The sequence below is a fragment of the Phenylobacterium sp. genome, assembly GCF_030698145.1.
Classification (GTDB): domain Bacteria; phylum Pseudomonadota; class Alphaproteobacteria; order Caulobacterales; family Caulobacteraceae; genus Phenylobacterium.
Window position 1 is genome coordinate 1 of record NZ_JAUYNW010000069.1, and the last position, 17,180, is coordinate 17,180.

Sequence of the window (17,180 nt, forward strand, 5' to 3'; positions counted from 1 at the left end):
TTCATGGAGGCCGAGAAGGAGGGCAAGCCGCGCGAGGCGGCGGGCAAGATCCTGATGGCCACGGTCAAGGGCGACGTCCACGACATCGGCAAGAACATCGTCGGCGTGGTCCTGCAGTGCAACAATTACGAGGTCATCGACTTGGGGGTCATGGTCCCGGCCGACCGGATTCTCGACGAGGCCATCGCCCACAAGGTGGATATCGTCGGCCTCTCGGGCCTGATCACCCCCAGCCTGGACGAGATGGTCTATGTGGCCAGCGAAATGGAGCGGCGGGGCTTCAACATCCCGCTGCTGATCGGCGGCGCGACCACCTCAAAGACCCACACGGCGGTGAAGATCGAGCCGCAGTACAAGGCCGGCTCCACCACCTATGTGCTGGACGCCAGCCGGGCGGTCGGCGTGGTCTCGGGCCTGCTCTCGCCCACGGAGAAGGTGCGGCTGCAGGCCGAGACCCGGGCGGAATACATCAAGGTGCGCGAGCAGTTCGCCCGGGGGCTGGGGAACCGCGCCCGGTCGACCATCGTCGAGGCCCGGGCCAACGCCTTCGCGCCCGATTGGAGCGCCTATGAGCCGCCGAAGCCCAGCTTTATCGGCACGCGGGCGTTCGTCGCCTACGACCTGGCCGACCTCGCCCGGCACATCGACTGGTCGCCGTTCTTCGCCAGCTGGGAGCTGATCGGCCGCTTCCCGCAGATCCTGGAGGACGACGTGGTCGGGGCCGCCGCCCGCGACCTCTACAAGGACGCCCAGGCCATGCTGGCCCAGATCATCGCGGAGAAGTGGTTCGAGGCGCGCGGCGTGGTCGGCTTCTGGCCCGCGCAAGCCGACGGCGACGACGTGGTGCTCTATACCGACGAGAGCCGCACCGAGGAGCTGACCCGGCTCCACACCCTGCGCCAGCAGATGCCGAAATCGCAGACCCAGGCCGACGGCGGCCGGGCCAATGTGGCGCTCTCCGACTTCGTGGCACCCTTGGGCGTCAAGCCCGACTGGATGGGCGGCTTCGCCGTCACCGCCGGCCATGGGGAGCTGGAGATCGCCGCCAAGTTCAAGGCGGCCGGCGACGACTACAACGCCATCCTGGCCGCCGCCCTGGCCGACCGGCTGGCCGAGGCCTTCGCGGAAGCCCTGCACCGCAAGGTGCGCACCGAGCTCTGGGGCTACGCCCCCGACGAGCCCTTCGACATCGACGCCCTGATCGCCGAGACGTACCGCGGCATCCGCCCGGCGGCGGGCTATCCGGCCCAGCCGGACCACACGGAGAAGGCCGAGCTGTTCAGGATCCTCGACGCCGAGGCGGCCACCGGCATGGAGCTCACCGAGAGCTTCGCCATGAACCCGCCGGCCAGCGTCTCGGGGGTCTATTTCTCCCACCCCGAGAGCCACTATTTCGGCGTCGGCCGGATCGAGAAGGACCAGGTCGAGGACTATGCCAAGCGCAAGGGCTGGGACCTGAAGACGGCGGAGCGGTGGCTGGCGCCGATCCTGAACTATGAGCCGGTGTAGGGGGCGTTGGGCGGGTGAGAGCGGTGGAAATTAGTATTGTGTCCCCGATATTCCGTGTCCCCGAAGTTCCCCCGGTTTTGAGATCCTGACGCCGACGTAGCAGCGACCCTCACCGGCGGCTTGGTCCGTGGTCCAATCTAGATTTAGAAAGCGCCAGAACTCCTGCGGGATCTGATCCTCGGGCTGCGCAATGCCATCTGCCTTGGGGAGACCCGTGGCGATTAGTGTTCCGTCGGCGAGAAGACTGACCAGCTTGTTGCGGGCCGCTATGCTGTGAGCTTCGAAATCGCGCTGCGCATCAAGCCATTCGTTATCGGCATCGAACATTGCGTTCGCGGCCTCAATGTTGTCTGGATCACTCGCGGCAGCCCATTGGGTTACTCCCCTTGTCCGCGCCCGCGCTTCAGCGGCGCCGGCTGACTTGGTGATCAGTTGTTCTATCTCTGGACCCAGAAACTGGGCGCGAGCCTCTAGCACCGTAAGCCACTCACGGGCCTCCTGTTTCGGGTGCACGCTGTCCCTCTCTCGGTCGGCCAGAACAACGTAGGCCCACACAGAGAGGGCCCCACCAAGCGCGAAAGCGGCTAAGAAAACGAGCCAAAACGCGTTTTCGCCGAGCCATATCAAGAAGATCGGCCAGTAGCGCGGTAAGAGCTTGTCGAGCCCCTTTGCCGACGAGAGGCTTTCCACGTTCTGGTCGACGACAAGCCAGAGAACTCGCGCCACAAGCGCGAGGACGATGGCTGAGAGGGTGTAGAGGAACGCCCCCGGCGCGGACTTGGGTTTCGGAAACCGCATCGCCTCACCCTGCACGGACTCAGGGGCGCACGGCAACGCTTAGGCGTGTTAGCCTCGCGCTCAATCGAGTGCGGGAAATAGGGGGGCGCGATACCTATTTCCCGGTCGTGCGATTGCCGGGCCGGTGCTGGGAAATAGCTATCATGTCCCCGGGGCCCAAGAGTAAGTATTGCGAATCGTCTCCTCGAGCACAGAGGAAGCTACGGTGGAAACAACGCTCGCGCTCAACACTTGCAGGAGAAATCATCGGCGATGAATGCTGTGTTGTTTTGCGGGTTCTTTCACCATTCCCTGAACAGCAGAACTATCGTCGAAATTGTCGGGCCGCGACAGGCGCTTCGCTTCGTCGCCGATTAGCTTCGCCGTATCGGCGTCCTCTGCCACTTGGCCCACCCGAGCGGAAAAGGTGCTTTCGTCCACTGGTGCCTCCGACGTCTGACTGCTTGAAGAAATATGCGGTCTAACTCATCGGCCAGGTATTGAGCCCAGCTTCGCCGCCCGTCTTCCTGAAGGACGGCGCCGGGCGCCGCTAGCTGGGTGCCTGCGGCGCAGGGCGACAAGTCCGATCCTCTACCGTCCGCGCTGCGCCGGGACATCATGAGACGATTTCTTCTGGCTCTGCGGCTGCACAGTTGAGACGTCCGGAATTGGCGCGGTTGCGGGCGTTTTGACGATCAAGACGCCCACTAAAAAAGCGCCTGCGATAATGAAGGTGATCAATGCAAAGATGCCGCATCCGGCGATATCGGAGTCTATGGGTCCCGGTCTTGCGTCGCTTCGCGGCGCAGACCGGGATGACAGGCGGGGTGGGCTTCCGGTCCACCGGCCGAGCCGACCTCCGCCGCCCGGCTTCCTCAAGGACGGCGCTGAGCGCCGCCGCTGGCGCGGCCGCCTACGGCGGTCCTTGACCAAGCCGGGCGGCGAAGCTCCAGTGCCGCCATGGCCTTCAGGGCTTTTCAGCATCCGATGGGATGCTGAGCGACGAAGGGGCGGGCGAATTCGGTGAAAGGTGTCTTCGATACGAAGCCGAACTCGGGCTACGACGATGAGGTCACGCGCCAGTATCACTTCCCGACCCGAAGCAACTATTTCGGCGTGGCGCAGGCGGTGGTGGGCGACTGGATCGTCTATCGGGAGCCGCAACGGAATAGCGGACGGCGCGCCTATATCGCCGTCGCGCGTGTCTTGCGGATCGATCCCGACCCCGTGCGGCCGGATCACGCCTATGCGGTGATCGACGACTACCTGCCCTTCGACAGGCCTGTGCCATTCGGCGGGGACGGGACCTATTGGGAAGCGCCCTTGCGCGCCATCGGCGACCCGAACCGCGTCGGCGCCGGGTTGCAGGGCAAGGCGATGCGGCCCTTGGAGGACGCCGATTTCACGGCCATCGTGCGGGCCGGGCTAAGCGAGACTTTGGCGCCGGAGAACGCTCTGCGGCTGGGTCTGGCGGGCCTTCAGGACGTCGAGCAGGCGATGTTTCAGCATCCCGATGCGCCACCCGAGGAGCAGGTCCGGCGGATTGAACTGATGCTGGTCAACCGCAAGATCAGGGATGCCAATTTCAGGCGGCAGGTGTGCGAGGCCTATGACGACCGCTGCGCGGTCACGGGGCTGCGGATCATCAATGGCGGCGGCCGTTCGGAGGTGCAGGCGGCGCATATCTGGGGCGTCGGCGAGGGCGGACCGGACGTGGTGCAGAATGGGCTAGCTTTATCGGGCACAGTGCATTGGCTGTTCGACCGGCACCTGATTTCGCTGACCGACGACTACCGGTTGCTGGTGGCGCACAACCGAGTGCCGAGCGATTTGATCGGTCTGTTCGCGAAACAGATGGATCGGATTCATCTGCCGAACGATGCGCGGCTGCGGCCGCACGCGACCTACGTGGCGAGGCATCGAGAGCGGTTCATCGCGGCGTGAACCGCGACGCCGTGCTTCATCCGCCTAATCGGAGTCTATGGGTCCCGGTCTTGCGTCGCTTCGCGGCGCAAACCGGGATGACGAGCGGGAGTGGGGTGCGACCGGGATCAGCTGGCCCGCGCCCGATCCGACGATGAGCCCTGAGGAAATTCGGGGGAAATTCGGGGGAAATTCGGGGGGAAATTCGGGGGGAAATTCGGGGACACAGTACTTAATTCTGAGGCCGCTAGCCGAGCCGACCTCCGCCGCCCGGCTTCCTCAAGGACGGCGCTGGCCGCCGCCGCTGGCGCGGTCGCCTGCGGCGGTCCTTGACCAGGCCGGGCGGCGAAGCTCCAAGGCTGCCACGGCCTTCAGGGGTTTTCAGCATCCGAGATGCGGGGCGAAGGGGCCGGGATTTAAGTACATCCGAGATTCCCCTCCCGCCCCTCCAGGTCCCGTCGCCTCCGGCCGCCCGTCAGCCCATGCGGTGGAGGGCGCAGAGCTTGTTGCCGTCGGGGTCGCGCAGGTAGGCCAGATAGAGCTTGCCCATGCCGCCGGCGCGCACGCCGGGCGGCTCCTCGCAGGTGGTCCCGCCGCTGGCGACGCCGGCGGCGTGCCAGGCGTCGGCCTGTTCCGGGGAGTCGCACGCGAAGCCGACCGTGCCGCCATTGGCGAAGGTGGCCGGTTCGCCGTTGATCGGTTCCGACACCGAGAAAACCCCGGTCGGGGTCATGTAGAAGATGCGATGGCCGTCGACCCGGGCCGGTGGGACGCCCAGGGCGCCAAGCAGCGAGTCGTAGAACGACTTGGCCTTCTGCAGGTCGTTGGTGCCGATCATGATGTGCGAGAACATCGTGTTGTTCCTCCCCGGTGGCGCGGGCCTTGGCGGCCAGCCTGTTGTCGCGTCTAGCGCACCTACCAGATGCGGCAGGATCGCGGCGGTGACAAGATAGGGCGGCGATGGGCATGGCGCGCGGCCTCGAAGGACCGTCAGCGCGCGGTCCCGAGCAGGGCGTCGATCCGGTTGCACAGGTCGTTCGAGCGGTAGGGCTTGGCGATGATCTGGAAGCCCAGGACTTCGGCGTCGCTCAGGGCGTCGCTGTAGCCGGTGGCCAGCAGCACGGGCAGATCGGGATGTCGCCGTTTGACCTCGGCGGCGAGTTCTATGCCGCTCATCCCATCGGGCATGGCGATGTCCGAGAACACCAGGTCCACCTTCTCGCCACGCTGGAGGAGGTCGAGCGCGCCCTGGGCGCGATAGCTGAGCCTGACTTCGAAGCCGCAGCTGGCCAGGATCTCGACCGCCACCTCAGCGACATCGACGTCGTCCTCGACGACGAGGATCGTTCCCATGGCCCCGCGCAAGGCCGGCTCGTCGGTCCCGGTCCCGGTCTCGGCGTCGGTCAGGGCGGGCAGGTAGAGCCGGACGGTCGTGCCCCGCCCGACCTCGCTCTCGATGTCCACGGCGCCGCCCGACTGATGCACGAACCCATGCACCTGGCTGAGTCCAAGCCCCGTGCCGACGCCGACATCCTTGGTGGTGAAGAAGGGGTCGAACACCTTGGACAGGACGTCCGGCGCGATACCCTCGCCATTGTCGGCGACCTCGATGGCCAGGTAGTCGCCGTCGATGCCGAGCCGCTCGTCGCGGATCGCGCGGTTGGCGGCCGAGACGCGCAGGCGCCCGCCGGCCGGCATGGCGTCACGCGCGTTGATGCACAGGTTGAGGAGCGCCAGCTCAAGCTCCGAGGCGTCCAGCTTGACGGGCCAGAGGCCTGGCGGGAACGCGAACTCGACCGAAACCTCCGTGCCGAGCGACCCGGCGATGAGGGCGGCCAGGTCCGGGAGGCGCGCATCGGGCTCGAACAGGTCAGGCTTCAGGTGCTGGCGCCCCGAGAAGGTGAGCAGCTGCCGGGTCACCCGGGCGCCGCGCATCGCCGCCTCAGTGGCGGCCGCGAGACGCTTGTGGCGCGCCGCGGGATCGAGGTCGCGCCGCTGAACGATGTCGAGATTGCCCAGGATCACGGTGAGCAGGTTGTTGAAATGGTGCGCCACGCCGCCCGCGAGACGGCCCACGGCCTGGAACTTCTGCGCCTGGCGCAAGGTCTCCTCGATGCGCTCACGCCCCGCCGTCTCGGCCTTCAGCCGGCTGTTGGCGGCCTCCAGCTCGGTGTTCAGGGTCATCAGGCTGGCGTTGGATGCGTGCAGGCCGCGAACCGCCATCTCGAAAGGCGCCAGGCACTCTCCGAGAAACGCCGCGGCCCGCTCGATGCGCCGCGCGCCCTCGGCCGGCGTCGACGCCCCCAGGGACAGCAGGCCGTCGTGGTGCGCCTGGACGATGTCGAGCACGCTGTAGCCGCCATTGAGCGCCCGGCGGCCGATCAGATAGGCGTCATGCAGGCCCGCCTCGCCGCCTTCGCGGCACTGCCGGCTCAGCATCGGGCCGTAGTCGGCGAAGTCGGAGGCGAGGTCGACGGCCAGGCCGCTCACGACGCGGCCCCCAGATACCGCACGACGAGCACCAGGGAATCGTCGGTCGACCTGCCATGATCTGCAATGATCGCCTCGGCGATCGCCTGGGGCGGACGACCGTCGGCGACGGTGGCGGCGAAGCCGTGACGCACCCCGTCGGTGGCGAGGATGAGAAGGTCGCCTCGCGATACGGGCCAGGCGGCCTCGCGCAGCGGCGGCAACCGATAGCCGACGACGCCGCCGCGGAGTGGGATCGACTCGCGCGCGCCCTTCGCGGCGCCCGAAGCCCTCACCAGGACGCCGTCCACATCGCCCACGCCCGCCCAGGTGACGACACCGCGGACCGCATCGAACGACGCCAGGCTCAACACCACGCCGCGGGTGGCCCTGAGTTCCTGATGGCACAGCTGGATCAGGTCGGTGACCAGCGCGCCGGGGCGACGTGACAGGGCGGTGGCGGCGGCCCTGGCGGCGAACGCCGCCTCCCGGCCATGTCCCAGGCCGTCGATCACCGCGGCCAGGGCGCCGCCCTCGAACGGCTCCACCAGGTGCAGGTCGCCCGAGACCGGCGCACCGGCCAGCGCCCGGCCGGCGACTCCCCATTCGACGACGTCGTTGATGAGGGCCGCGGAGCTCATCGCGACCACTTGATCATCGTCACGGTGACTCCCTTGCCCGCCTCGGAGACGATCTCGAACTCGTCCATCAGCCGCCTGGCCCCCGGCAGGCCAAGTCCCAGGCTGGCGCCGGTCGAGAACCCGTCGCGCATCGCCATGTCGATGTCGGCTATGCCTGGTCCCTGGTCGGTGGCGATGACGACGACGCCGCGCCGGTGGCCGTTCGTGACGATCTTCAAGACGATCTCGCCGCGGTCGGCATAGACGATGATGTTGCGGGCGATCTCCGATATGGCCGTGGCGACCACCGTCAGGTCGCTGCCCGAGATCCCGGCCAGGGCGGCCAACTCCCGGCCCCTCTGGCGAACCATGACCACGTCGGCCTCGCGTTCGACGCAGAGGCAGGTCTCATCCGTCATCGACGCCCCCCTCCCGGCCAAGGGCGGCGAGCGCTTCCAGGCCCTCCTCCAGGTCGAGCGCGGTCGAGATCTCTCCGAGGCCCATGCCCAGCTGCACCATGGCGAAGGCCACGTCCGGCTGAATGCCGACAATGACCGTGCGCGCGCCGCGCAGCCGGGTGATCTCGGCGAGGCCGCGCAGCGTGCGGGTGGCGAAGGAGTCCATCACGTCCAGGGCGGTGACGTCGATGACGACGCCGCGCGAGCGGTGCTTGCCGACCCTCGCGGCGAGTTCGTCCCTCAGCTCGACGAGGTCATGGTCGGTGAGCGCGGCCTGAATGGACGCGATCAGGATATCGCCCTGTTTGAGGATGGGAACCGCCACGGCGTCGCACCATCACGCCGAGGCGCGTCCCCCGCCCGGGTGGACGATGCGGACAAGTTCGTACCCCAGCAGCCGCTCGGCGAGCTCGAGGCCGCCCTGCAGGTCGCCGACGGCGTTGAGCTTGGCCAGATCGACGCCGAGGGTGACCAGCGACTGGGCGACCTCGGCCGACAGGCCGGTGATGATCACCTCCGCGCCCATCAACCTGGAGGCCGCGATGGTCTGCAGCAGGTGGTTGGCGACCTTGGTGTCCACGGTCGCCACGCCGGTGACGTCCATCACCACGACCTTCGCCCGATTGTCGCGGATCGACCGCAGCAGGTTCTCGGTGAGTTGCCGGGCGCGATGGGTGTCGAGCACGCCGATGATCGGCAGAATCAGCAGGCGATCTCGGACCTGCAAGGTCGGGGTCGACAGCTCGCGTATGGCCTCCTGCTGCATCGCGATGGTGCTCTCGCGGTCGGCGATCAGGACGTCGATGATGATCCCGAGGTCGAAGAAGGCGACCTTCTTCAGCGATGAGAAGCGGTCGAACGCCGGCATCGGCGCCTTGGCCTTCTGCATGATCCGGGCGCCCAGAGAGCGCAGCAGTGCGTGGAAGCCGCCCAGGAACATGCGCGCGTCCAATCCGGCCCGGCTGTAGGCGACGCCGAAGGCGATACGCTGCTCGACATACTCCTTGCCGTACTCGCCGCCGACCATGGCGATCAGGTGCTCACGCTTCATGCGGACAGCCTCGTCGCGCATCTCGCGGTTGGGGAACAGACCTGAGCCTTCAGGAAGTTCATCGAGATAGGCGAAGAACGCGGCGACGTGTTCGTCGAGATGCTTGATGACGTCATCCTTGAGGTCGGCGATGTGCGCTAGATCCAAGGGTTGGAGGTTTACAAATCGTAGCCGTCGTTCGGCGTCGTAATCCAGAACCTGTCGCAACCGGATGTCCGAATACTTATGAATTTCGGCCATAATCACCTCGCGACGCGGACCATAGAACTATAAATTACACCCAGAAAGCGGTATCTCGCCCAACGAGCGAGTCAATGCGACACACCCGCGATCGGTGTGTCTGAGGCGCCGAACTGTGGCGAAGGCTCGCCGAACGGATCGCGCGCCGGGCGCTCCCCGATCCGAGATGAGCCTTAGGCGGAACCCTGAGGTGTAAGAGTCGTTGGACTCGCCAAGATGGGAAAGGTTAACGACCGAGACCGTGAACTCCTGGCGAGAGCGCTGCGCGACGGCGGGCTGACCGTCGTCACCCACCGTTGCCTAGAGACGCTTCCCACGGGCGTCATCGAGCATCGGCGCTTCAACCGGCTGTGCAACGAGGGCCTGCTGGAGCAGGACCGTGTGCGGGGCGACCGATACGCGGCGTCCGGCGAGCTGCGCTATTACTATAAGCTGACCGCCAAGGGCGCGCGCGCGGCCGGGTAAGGACCCGCCAGCCGCAGCGCGGCGGCTCGCGCTGCTGTCTGGGCGTCAATCCGCGATTGCGGGAACAGGGCGACGAACCGCCGTTCGGCCCAGACTTCCAGGCGTTGGGAACCGGGGTTGGCGCGCGAGCAGATCGCGACGGCGCGTTCATCGCTCGTCGCGTCGAAGGACGTCTCCGCCTCGACGCTCCCGAGGCAGTCGATCAGAAAGATCTGGTAGGTCGCCATGTGCCGCACCCCGCCCGTCGTTCTGACCGGCAAGCCACAGTGCGCGCCCAGGTGGGGATGGCCCGCACGAATAGCGGCTTGCGCGACGAAGGGCCGCGCGGTGTGGGGGGGCGGGGCGCCGACGTTCCAGGCTTTGTTGTTCCTGTTTTGTTCTTGACTTTGCGCGTCGTTCGTGAGAGCCTTTCAGCTTCATCGATCCGCTGGAGCCCCCATGCCATTCACGTCTCCGCCGCCGGCTCGCGCCGGGGCTCGGGCGCCTGTGCGCTATTCGGCTGAGCTGGGGCGGGCGATCTGCGCGCGGTTGGCGGCGGGGGCGAGCGAGGCCGCGCTTTGCCGGGAGGCGGGGATGCCGAGCGTCCAGGCCGTGCGGCTGTGGGCGCGGCGGGAGCCGGAGTTCGGCGCGGCCTACGAGGCGGCCAAGGACCAGGCGCGGTCGCAGCGGCTGAGCGCCGAGCGCCGGGCCGACATCTCGCGGCGGTGGCGCCAGGCGCTGGCGCGGGCGGCCAGCGGGGAGCGGCGGGGCGGGCGGTCCTCGGCCTATCGCGACGAGCTGGGCGAGGCGATCTGCGCGCGGATCGCGGGCGGGGAGAGCGTGCTCTCCATCGGCGCCGATCCCGACATGCCGTGCGCGCCGACCATCTATCACTGGGCGCGGGGGAACATGGTGTTCCGCGAGGCCTATCTGGCGGCCAAGGACATCGCCGCCGACCTGATGTTCGACCTGGCCATGGACATCGCGCTGGAGGCGACGGCGGAGACCGTGCGGGCCGACGACCTGCGGATCCGCACCCTGCGCTGGCGCTCGGCGTTGACGGCGCCGAAGAAGTACGGGCTGCGCCGGGCGCTGGGCCCCGCGCCGGACGACGGGGACGGGGAGGGCGGCGGGACGATCATGAACGTCATAATCCGTAACTTCGGCGATCCGGAGCCGGGGGCGCCGCAGTTCGTCAACCTGGCCGGGGAGGAAGTGCCGCGGCCGGCCCACGCCTAGGGGTGGTGAATCTCGCGCTGGGCGGGCGGTTCGGGGTCGTGCTACTAGGCGAACGGGGGAGTCGTTCCAGGTGTTGTCAGCATTCCTTGCATTGAGCGCGCTTGCGCAGGTCGGGTTGGGCCAGGTGGGCGCGGGGCAGGCTCCGGCCAGCGCCGAGGCGCCGCCGGCGGCGGCGACGTCCCTGCGGCTGCCGGCCGGGACCGAGGTCGAGATCGAGCTGGTGGGCACGCTCAGCTCGGCGACCAACAAGCTGGGCGACCGGTTCGCCATCCGCCTGGCCGCGCCGATCTCCAGCTCGGGCGTCGAGGTCGCCGCCGCGGGCGCGACGGGCGAGGGCGAGGTCATCGACGTGGCGCGCGCCGGGATCAGCGGCAAGCAGGGCAAGCTGATCGTCGCCGCGCGGCACCTGGACCTGGACGGGCGCCGGGTGCGGGTTCGCGGCATGTCGCTCATGGTCTCCGGCAAGAGCCGGGTCAACCTGGCGACCGGGGTCATGCTGGTGCCCTACGCCGCGCCCGTCGCCATACTGATCAAGGGCGGAGAGATCGAGATACCCGCCGGCACCCGGACCACCGTGCGCCTGGCCGAAGATTTCCAAGTCAATGCGTCCGCGCGATCCGAGGGGAAGACACAATGAGCAGGTTTGCGATCTGGGCGGCCGGGGCCGCCGTCACGCTGGCGCTGGGGGCGTCGGCCTTCGCCCAGGAGGCGCCGCCGAGCGCGCCGCAGGCGCAGGCTCCGGCGGCTCCGGAGGCCGCGCCCGCGCCGGCCGCCGAGACGCCTGCGGCGACTGCGCCCGAAGCCCCGCCGCCCGCCGCCGATGCGGCGGTTCCGTCCGGCAAGGGCCGCATCATCTTCTTCCGGCCCTCGCGCCTGACCGGGGCGATCTACACCTATCACATCGTCGAGGTGGGCGATGACGGCAAGGCCGCCAAGGGCGCGCCGCACCTGGGGGACCTGCCGAACGGCGGCGGGTTCGGACTGGAGGTGGAGCCGGGCCTCCACAGCTACAACATCACCGGGCCGATGGCGGTCAACAAGGCCGAGGACCGGCTGCGGATGGAGGTAGAGCCCGGCCTGACCTACTACGTCGAGCAAACCGTGCGCATCGGCCTGGTCACCGGCGGGTTCCGGCTGGTCCCGGCCGACGAGGCGCGGCTGACGGCGTCGAAGGCCAAGCTGGACAAGGGCAAGAAGTAGCGGCCGCCCACGAAAACAGGGCCGCCGGCGGCGTCGCCCGCCTGCTGCTCGATCACGTCGGCCTTCTCGATCGGCCGCGCAGGGGGTAGCTCAGATGCGATGAGCTGTCCCTTCACCCCGGCCTTTCGCGAAACCCTGTCGGGCCTGTGCCGGGACTTTCCCCGGATCGTCCACGCCGGCGAGGGGCTGAAGCGCGCCGCCGTGGCGATCACCCTGGTGGAGGCCGACGACGGCTCGGGGGAGAGCGCCTTCCTGCTGACGCGGCGGGCGGCGCAGATGCGGGCCCATGCGGGGCAGTGGGCGTTGCCGGGCGGGCGCTGCGATCCCGGCGAGACCCTGGAGGCCGCGGCCCTGCGCGAGCTGGAGGAGGAGCTGGGCCTCACCCTGCCGGCGGCGGACATCCTGGGGGTGCTGGACGACTATCCGACGCGCTCGGGCTACGCCGTCACCCCGGTGGTCGCCTGGCTGGACGACGCGCGCGCGCTCGCGCCCAACCCGCTGGAGGTGGCCTCGGCGCATCGGTTCCGGCTCGACCAAATGCTGCGTGACGACGCGGTGGTGTTCGAGACCATCCCGGAGAGTCCGCGCCCGGTGATCCGGCTGCGGCTGGGCGATCACCACATCCACGCCCCGACGGCGGCCCTGGTCTACCAGTTCCGGGAACTGGTCGCCGGCCGGGTCACCCGGGTCGCCGACCTGGAGCAGCCGGTGTTCGCCTGGCGCTGAGAGCGACTTTTTTCGCCCGAAGGGGGCTCCGGCTGAGGCGGCGATGAAAGACAAGTCTACCGGGCAAGTTTCTTCGACCTAGGATCTGGGCGGTTCTCGACAGCCCCGGAGCCCCGCCGATGGCCACGCCCCATCCCGCCGACAACCCCCTGCTGCGCGACGCCTTCGAGCCGATCCGGATGGAGTGCGACTGTCCCGACCTGGTGATCGAGGGGGCGGTCCCGGCCGACCTCGACGGGGTGCTCTACCGCATCGGGCCGAACCCGCAGTTCGCGCCGCGCGGCGCCTATAACCCGTTGCAGGGGGACGGGATGATCCACGCCTTCGACATCGCAGGCGGGCGGGTCGCCTATCGCAATCGATGGGTGCGCACACGCCAGTGGGAGCTGGAGCGCCAGGCCGGGCGCGCGCTGTTCGCCACCGCCGATCCCCGCGACCACGATCCCTCGGTGGCCCGGGTGGAGAGCCAGGGGGCGGCCAACACCCACATCGTGGCCCATGCCGGCCGCCTGCTGGCGCTGGAGGAGGGGCACAGGCCGATCGAGATCGACCCCGGCTCGCTGGAGACCCTCGGGCCATTCGATTTCGCCGGCCGCCTGCCCGGCGCCATGACCGCCCACCCCAAGTTCGACCCGGATACGGGCGAGATGCTGTTCTTCACCAACTTCCCGAGCCGGGCCTTCGACGGCGCGCTGGCCTTCCATGTGGCCGACGCGCGGGGGGAGATCATCCGATCGGTGGAGATCGCCGGGCCCTATCCGGCCCTGGTCCACGACTTCGCGATCACCCGCGGGCACGTGGTGTTCATCGTCTGCCCGCTGACCCTGTCGCTGGAGCGCCTGCGCGCCGGCGCCCCGCCGATCGCCTGGGAGCCCGAGCGGGGCGCCTTCGTGGGGGTCATGCCCCGGGCGGGCGGCGAGGCGCGCTGGTTCCCGGCGCTGGCCTGCATGGCTTGGCACATGCTGAACGCCCATGAGGACGGCGAGGCGATCCATGTCGACCTCTGCCAGCAGGCGGCGCCGGCCTTCCCGACGCCCGACGGACGGATGGCGCCGGAGGCGTCGCTGCGCCAGTTCCTGACCCGCTGGACCCTTGCGCCGGGCGAGCCGGTCGCTGTCCGCCGTCTGAGCGAGGTGGTCTGCGAATATCCGCGCATCGATGAGCGCCGGAGCGGGCGGGCCTGCCGCTACGGCTTCGTGGCCGCGCTGGGCGGGCCCGGCACGGGGGACCTGCTGCACCGGGCGATCGGCCGCTACGACCACGAGACCGGCGAGATGGCCCTGTGGCGGGCGCCCGAGCGCCAGGCGGTGTCCGAGCCGGTGTTCGTCGCCAGGGCCGGGTCGACGCAGGAGGGCGACGGCTGGCTGCTGGCCACCGTCTTCGACGAGGCGCGCAACGCCAGCCATCTGGTGGTGCTGGATGCGCTACGCCTGGAGGACGGCCCGGTCGCCCGCGCCCATCTGGACCACCGGGTCCCGGCGGGGTTCCACGGGTCGTTCGTGGCGCGGGGATAGGGCTGGTCGGGGCGGGTGCGCGCAGCGCCTGACCTAATTCGGCGGCCCGCCCGTGGCCGCTTTGGGATCACTTGAGACCATGGGAAGGTCCGTTTGTGGGCGGAAACCGTGACGGTGGAACTTGACCATCCCCTAGGCGCCTATGATGGTTCGTCGGGGTGGGGAACGATGCGCATGGTTCGGGTTCTGGCGGCGGATGGAAGAATCCCACATGCGCAGCGCTGGCGGTCGAGAGGGAATGGTGAGCCACCCAATTGGCGCCGGCGCCAAGCGCAACCACACCAGCCACCGCCCAATCGAACGCGAAACTCTGCGCCCGAGGCTCCATAAGCGCCTGCGGCGCAACCGGCTCGGCTTCAAGCTCTGGCGGGGCTTCCCTTTTTGCTGACGGCTCATCCGATGCGGCGGCGCCACCCGCCAGGCCTTGCCCGCGAACGTGTTTCAGATCCAGCGGATGGCCGGCGCGGCCAGCAAGGAAAGCCACGGCGCATGAGGGCTTTCGGACCCCGCGTCCCGCAGGGCGGATCGCCTTGCAGCTGCAGCCGGCCGCGGACGCCCGCAGCCTAGGCTGAGTAGCCCGCAACGAAGAGACGGACCCCGCGCCGGGCAATCGCCTCGACCTGTTCCGCCGACTGAACCTCGCCCAGCAGGGCGCGTTCTCTAGCCTCGGCATAGACCAGCAGCCCGAACTGACGTGCCGCCCCCTTGACGTCGGGGATCGTGAACACGCCCTGGCGCGCCTGCTCGCTCAGATAGTCTTCAAGAGGGCTGCGCATGCGCGCCATCTGCTGCTCGAAGATATCGGCCAGGACCGGGAATCTATGCGCCTCTGACAGGATCAGCCGGTAGAGCCCAACCTCGCGCGGGCGCGTCCATTCTTCGGCGATGCGCAGTCCAAACGCCAGCAGCACCCATTCGGGGTTGCCTTCATTGGCCGCCATGTCCGCCATCAGCCCTAGAAGCGAAACGTTCGCCATCTCGGCCACGACCGCGAGCAGCAACGCCTCCTTGCTGGGGTAGCGGGCATAGATCGTCTTGTTCGAGACACCCGCCGCACGCGCGATGCGCATCACGTTGGCCTTGCTGAAGCCATGGGCGATGAACTCCGTCGCGGCGACGGAAAGGAGGTGCGCCCGGCGGGCCTCCTCCTGGGCCTTGGGCGGGCGTCCAGGACTGACGATTCGTCGTCCGCTCCCCGGCGAAACGGATTTCGTCAATTGGCGTCCATCCAGTTTTCCCTTCAAGCGGCAATAGCGCGGACTCCTTGACAAGGGAACGGGTCCCACCGATATCTCTATAAAGGAATTCATGAGTTCCTTTATAGAGCGACATTCGGAGGACCAAGCCGCGGCCGCGCTAGAGTTAGCCCTCGAGGGTGGAGTGGCCACGCTGTTGCTGGATCTCGGGTCAACAAGGGAGGATCACATGGAAGAGCGCAGAGTGCGGGCCAACGGCTTCGAGTTCGCCTACCTGGAAGAAGGAGATGGACCGACCGTCTTCTTGCTGCACGGATTTCCGGACAACGCCCACTCGTGGAGCCACCAGACCAAGGCGCTGTCCGCCGCCGGCTATCGGGTCATTGCGCCATTCCTGCGGGGCTACCCGCCCAGCCAGACGCCCGAAAACGCCTACTATGACAGCGCGACCCTCGCCCTCGACGTGAAGGAATTGATCGTCGCCCTGGGCGGTGGCGAGCCGGTCTATCTTGTCGGCCAGGATTGGGGCGCCGGGATCACCTACAACGTGGTCGCCGCGTTTCCGGAACTGGTCCGCCGCGCCGTGGCGATGGCCATTCCGCACGCCGCCCAGATTCGGCGCACCCTGCTATCCTCGCCCAAGCACCTTCACCACTCGTTTCACTGGTGGTTCTTCCAGTTGCCCGACATGCCCGAGGCCGCGATCGCGGCGAACGACTACGCGTTCATCGACTACCTCTGGAACGACTGGTCTCCAGGCCATGAAGACGCGGCCCACATCGCCACGATCAAGCAGATGCTGGCCAAGCCCGGCGCCCTGGCGGCGACCTTGGGCTACTATCGCGCGATGTTGAGCCCGGCCAGGGCCGATCCGGCCCTGAAGGCGCTTGACGAGGCCTGCAACCGGCCGATCTCCGTGCCGATGCTCGCGCTATGCGGCTCGAACGACATGCGGTGGGAGATGCTCGAGCCGCAGAAGGAATTCTTCACCGGACCCTATGAGTGGAAGGTGCTCGAAGGCTGCGGCCACTTCCTGCATCGGGAACGCCCCGCAGACGTCACCGAACTGATCCTCGACTGGCTGCGCCGCCCCGCCTGACGCTCGCCGGGCCGTACTCTGGATCAGCAAACCTGCTTGAAGCAGGCGATAGGGAGAGAGATGATCATGCCCCGCGATAGCCTCGCACAGCCGCCGGGTGGCGGCGTCGGATCAGATCCGCCGGCCGCGGCCCCTGACAGCCTCATGGGCCGCCTGCTGGCGATGTTGCTTCAAGGCATGCCGCTGATTTTCGGGCTCGGCTTCATCGCGCCGCTGATCGCGCAACTGCTCGAGCGCGCGCTTCCCGCGGCGGCCCATGCTCAGTGGCCCCTGCTCGCCGGCCTCGCGATCGGCGGATCGTGGGGCGCGTTCGCGAACCTGAGGGGTCGGTGGATATGAGCGTTTCCGCAACGGTGCAGGCGCGCGATCTCGGCGCGCTCACAACCCAGGAACTGCTGCGCCTGGAGCGTTCGGTCGCCGAGCAATTCATGGGCGGCCTTCCGTGGGGCTCCATCGTCTGGGCGTTCACGAACCTGGTGGTCTGGCTGTCCCTCTGGCCCTTGACCCTGTCCGGCGTCCTTCCTCTGTGGGCGGCGGCGCCCATCGCAACGCTGAACGTGATCCTCTCCTACCTGCCCTCGCACGAGGCCCAGCACAGGATCATCGCCCGGGAGGGCGAACCCTTGTTCTGGCTGAACGAACTCGTCGGCCACCTGTCGCCGGTTCCCCTGGGGCTGTCCTATGAAGCCGCCCGCCTCACCCACTATGAACACCA

The 17,180-nt window shown here is 68.2% G+C and carries 21 protein-coding genes; 11 read left to right on the plus strand and 10 right to left on the minus strand.

Annotation, left to right across the window (positions count from 1 at the left end; genetic code table 11):
- The coding region (locus tag Q8Q77_RS10170) for a vitamin B12 dependent-methionine synthase activation domain-containing protein (RefSeq protein WP_305583459.1) at positions 1–1,509 on the plus strand (1,509 nt) is incomplete at its 5' end.
- Between the two features lie 30 nt (positions 1,510–1,539).
- Here Q8Q77_RS10170 and Q8Q77_RS10175 read toward each other — a convergent pair.
- Both Q8Q77_RS10175 and Q8Q77_RS10180 read right to left on the minus strand, forming a co-directional pair.
- A complete protein-coding gene (locus Q8Q77_RS10175; RefSeq protein ID WP_305583460.1) occupies positions 1,540–2,307 on the minus strand; it encodes a hypothetical protein in 768 nt (255 codons plus the stop codon).
- A 243-nt stretch (positions 2,308–2,550) separates the two neighbouring features.
- Positions 2,551–2,727, minus strand: a complete 177-nt coding sequence (locus Q8Q77_RS10180; protein ID WP_305583461.1) for a hypothetical protein — start codon at positions 2,725–2,727, stop codon at positions 2,551–2,553.
- 582 nt (positions 2,728–3,309) lie between these two features.
- Between Q8Q77_RS10180 and Q8Q77_RS10185 the strand changes: the two genes are divergently transcribed.
- Positions 3,310–4,230, plus strand: coding sequence for an HNH endonuclease (locus Q8Q77_RS10185; RefSeq protein WP_305583462.1), 921 nt, complete (start codon positions 3,310–3,312; stop codon positions 4,228–4,230).
- A gap of 454 nt (positions 4,231–4,684) precedes the next feature.
- Here the strand turns inward: Q8Q77_RS10185 and Q8Q77_RS10190 are convergent, their stop codons facing one another.
- The 6 genes from Q8Q77_RS10190 to Q8Q77_RS10215 form a co-directional block, all read right to left on the minus strand.
- Positions 4,685–5,062 carry a VOC family protein gene (locus Q8Q77_RS10190; RefSeq protein ID WP_305583463.1) on the minus strand — a complete coding sequence of 126 codons (378 nt, stop codon included), beginning with the start codon at positions 5,060–5,062 and terminating at the stop codon, positions 4,685–4,687.
- Positions 5,063–5,199: 137 nt separating this feature from the next.
- Positions 5,200–6,699 (minus strand): ATP-binding protein, encoded by a 1,500-nt coding sequence (locus tag Q8Q77_RS10195; RefSeq protein ID WP_305583464.1) that lies wholly within the window; start codon positions 6,697–6,699, stop codon positions 5,200–5,202.
- Positions 6,696–7,319 carry a SpoIIE family protein phosphatase gene (locus tag Q8Q77_RS10200; protein ID WP_305583465.1) on the minus strand — a complete coding sequence of 208 codons (624 nt, stop codon included), beginning with the start codon at positions 7,317–7,319 and terminating at the stop codon, positions 6,696–6,698. Before Q8Q77_RS10200 ends, Q8Q77_RS10195 begins: the two co-directional genes overlap by 4 nt.
- Positions 7,316–7,717, minus strand: coding sequence for an anti-sigma regulatory factor (locus tag Q8Q77_RS10205; RefSeq protein ID WP_305583466.1), 402 nt, complete (start codon positions 7,715–7,717; stop codon positions 7,316–7,318). The genes Q8Q77_RS10200 and Q8Q77_RS10205 overlap by 4 nt, the downstream gene beginning before the upstream one ends.
- Positions 7,707–8,081 carry an STAS domain-containing protein gene (locus tag Q8Q77_RS10210; protein ID WP_305583467.1) on the minus strand — a complete coding sequence of 125 codons (375 nt, stop codon included), beginning with the start codon at positions 8,079–8,081 and terminating at the stop codon, positions 7,707–7,709. Before Q8Q77_RS10210 ends, Q8Q77_RS10205 begins: the two co-directional genes overlap by 11 nt.
- Before the next feature lie 12 nt (positions 8,082–8,093).
- Complete coding sequence (locus Q8Q77_RS10215; protein ID WP_305583468.1) at positions 8,094–9,047, minus strand: protoglobin domain-containing protein; 954 nt, start codon at positions 9,045–9,047, stop codon at positions 8,094–8,096.
- 216 nt (positions 9,048–9,263) lie between these two features.
- Between Q8Q77_RS10215 and Q8Q77_RS10220 the strand changes: the two genes are divergently transcribed.
- Positions 9,264–9,512, plus strand: a complete 249-nt coding sequence (locus Q8Q77_RS10220; RefSeq protein WP_305583469.1) for a hypothetical protein — start codon at positions 9,264–9,266, stop codon at positions 9,510–9,512.
- Here the strand turns inward: Q8Q77_RS10220 and Q8Q77_RS10225 are convergent.
- Positions 9,473–9,739: a hypothetical protein gene (locus tag Q8Q77_RS10225; protein ID WP_305583470.1), complete on the minus strand. Its 267-nt coding sequence runs from the start codon at positions 9,737–9,739 to the stop codon at positions 9,473–9,475. The two genes, Q8Q77_RS10220 and Q8Q77_RS10225, sit on opposite strands and share 40 nt — an antisense overlap.
- Positions 9,740–9,950: 211 nt before the next feature.
- Here Q8Q77_RS10225 and Q8Q77_RS10230 point away from each other — a divergent pair, with 211 nt between their 5' ends.
- The 5 genes from Q8Q77_RS10230 (at position 9,951) to Q8Q77_RS10250 (ending at position 14,170) form a co-directional block, all read left to right on the plus strand.
- Complete coding sequence (locus Q8Q77_RS10230; RefSeq protein ID WP_305583471.1) at positions 9,951–10,730, plus strand: hypothetical protein; 780 nt, start codon at positions 9,951–9,953, stop codon at positions 10,728–10,730.
- Positions 10,731–10,800: 70 nt separating this feature from the next.
- Positions 10,801–11,367, plus strand: coding sequence for a hypothetical protein (locus Q8Q77_RS10235; RefSeq protein ID WP_305583472.1), 567 nt, complete (start codon positions 10,801–10,803; stop codon positions 11,365–11,367).
- Positions 11,364–11,930: a hypothetical protein gene (locus Q8Q77_RS10240; RefSeq protein WP_305583473.1), complete on the plus strand. Its 567-nt coding sequence runs from the start codon at positions 11,364–11,366 to the stop codon at positions 11,928–11,930. Before Q8Q77_RS10235 ends, Q8Q77_RS10240 begins: the two co-directional genes overlap by 4 nt.
- A 99-nt stretch (positions 11,931–12,029) precedes the next feature.
- Positions 12,030–12,656 (plus strand): CoA pyrophosphatase, encoded by a 627-nt coding sequence (locus tag Q8Q77_RS10245; protein ID WP_305583474.1) that lies wholly within the window; start codon positions 12,030–12,032, stop codon positions 12,654–12,656.
- 119 nt (positions 12,657–12,775) lie between these two features.
- Positions 12,776–14,170 carry a carotenoid oxygenase family protein gene (locus Q8Q77_RS10250; RefSeq protein ID WP_305583475.1) on the plus strand — a complete coding sequence of 465 codons (1,395 nt, stop codon included), beginning with the start codon at positions 12,776–12,778 and terminating at the stop codon, positions 14,168–14,170.
- Positions 14,171–14,733: 563 nt separating this feature from the next.
- Here Q8Q77_RS10250 and Q8Q77_RS10255 read toward each other — a convergent pair.
- Positions 14,734–15,387: a TetR/AcrR family transcriptional regulator gene (locus Q8Q77_RS10255; RefSeq protein WP_305583476.1), complete on the minus strand. Its 654-nt coding sequence runs from the start codon at positions 15,385–15,387 to the stop codon at positions 14,734–14,736.
- 208 nt (positions 15,388–15,595) lie between these two features.
- Between Q8Q77_RS10255 and Q8Q77_RS10260 the strand changes: the two genes are divergently transcribed.
- The 3 genes from Q8Q77_RS10260 to Q8Q77_RS10270 all read left to right on the plus strand — a co-directional run.
- The gene (locus Q8Q77_RS10260) at positions 15,596–16,465 is read left to right on the plus strand and encodes an alpha/beta fold hydrolase (protein WP_305583477.1); all 870 of its coding nucleotides are present in this window, start codon (positions 15,596–15,598) and stop codon (positions 16,463–16,465) included.
- A 60-nt stretch (positions 16,466–16,525) separates the two neighbouring features.
- Positions 16,526–16,804 (plus strand): hypothetical protein, encoded by a 279-nt coding sequence (locus Q8Q77_RS10265; RefSeq protein WP_305583478.1) that lies wholly within the window; start codon positions 16,526–16,528, stop codon positions 16,802–16,804.
- A partial coding sequence (locus Q8Q77_RS10270) for a fatty acid desaturase (RefSeq protein ID WP_305583479.1) occupies positions 16,801–17,180 on the plus strand: 380 nt, incomplete at its 3' end. The genes Q8Q77_RS10265 and Q8Q77_RS10270, both read left to right, overlap by 4 nt.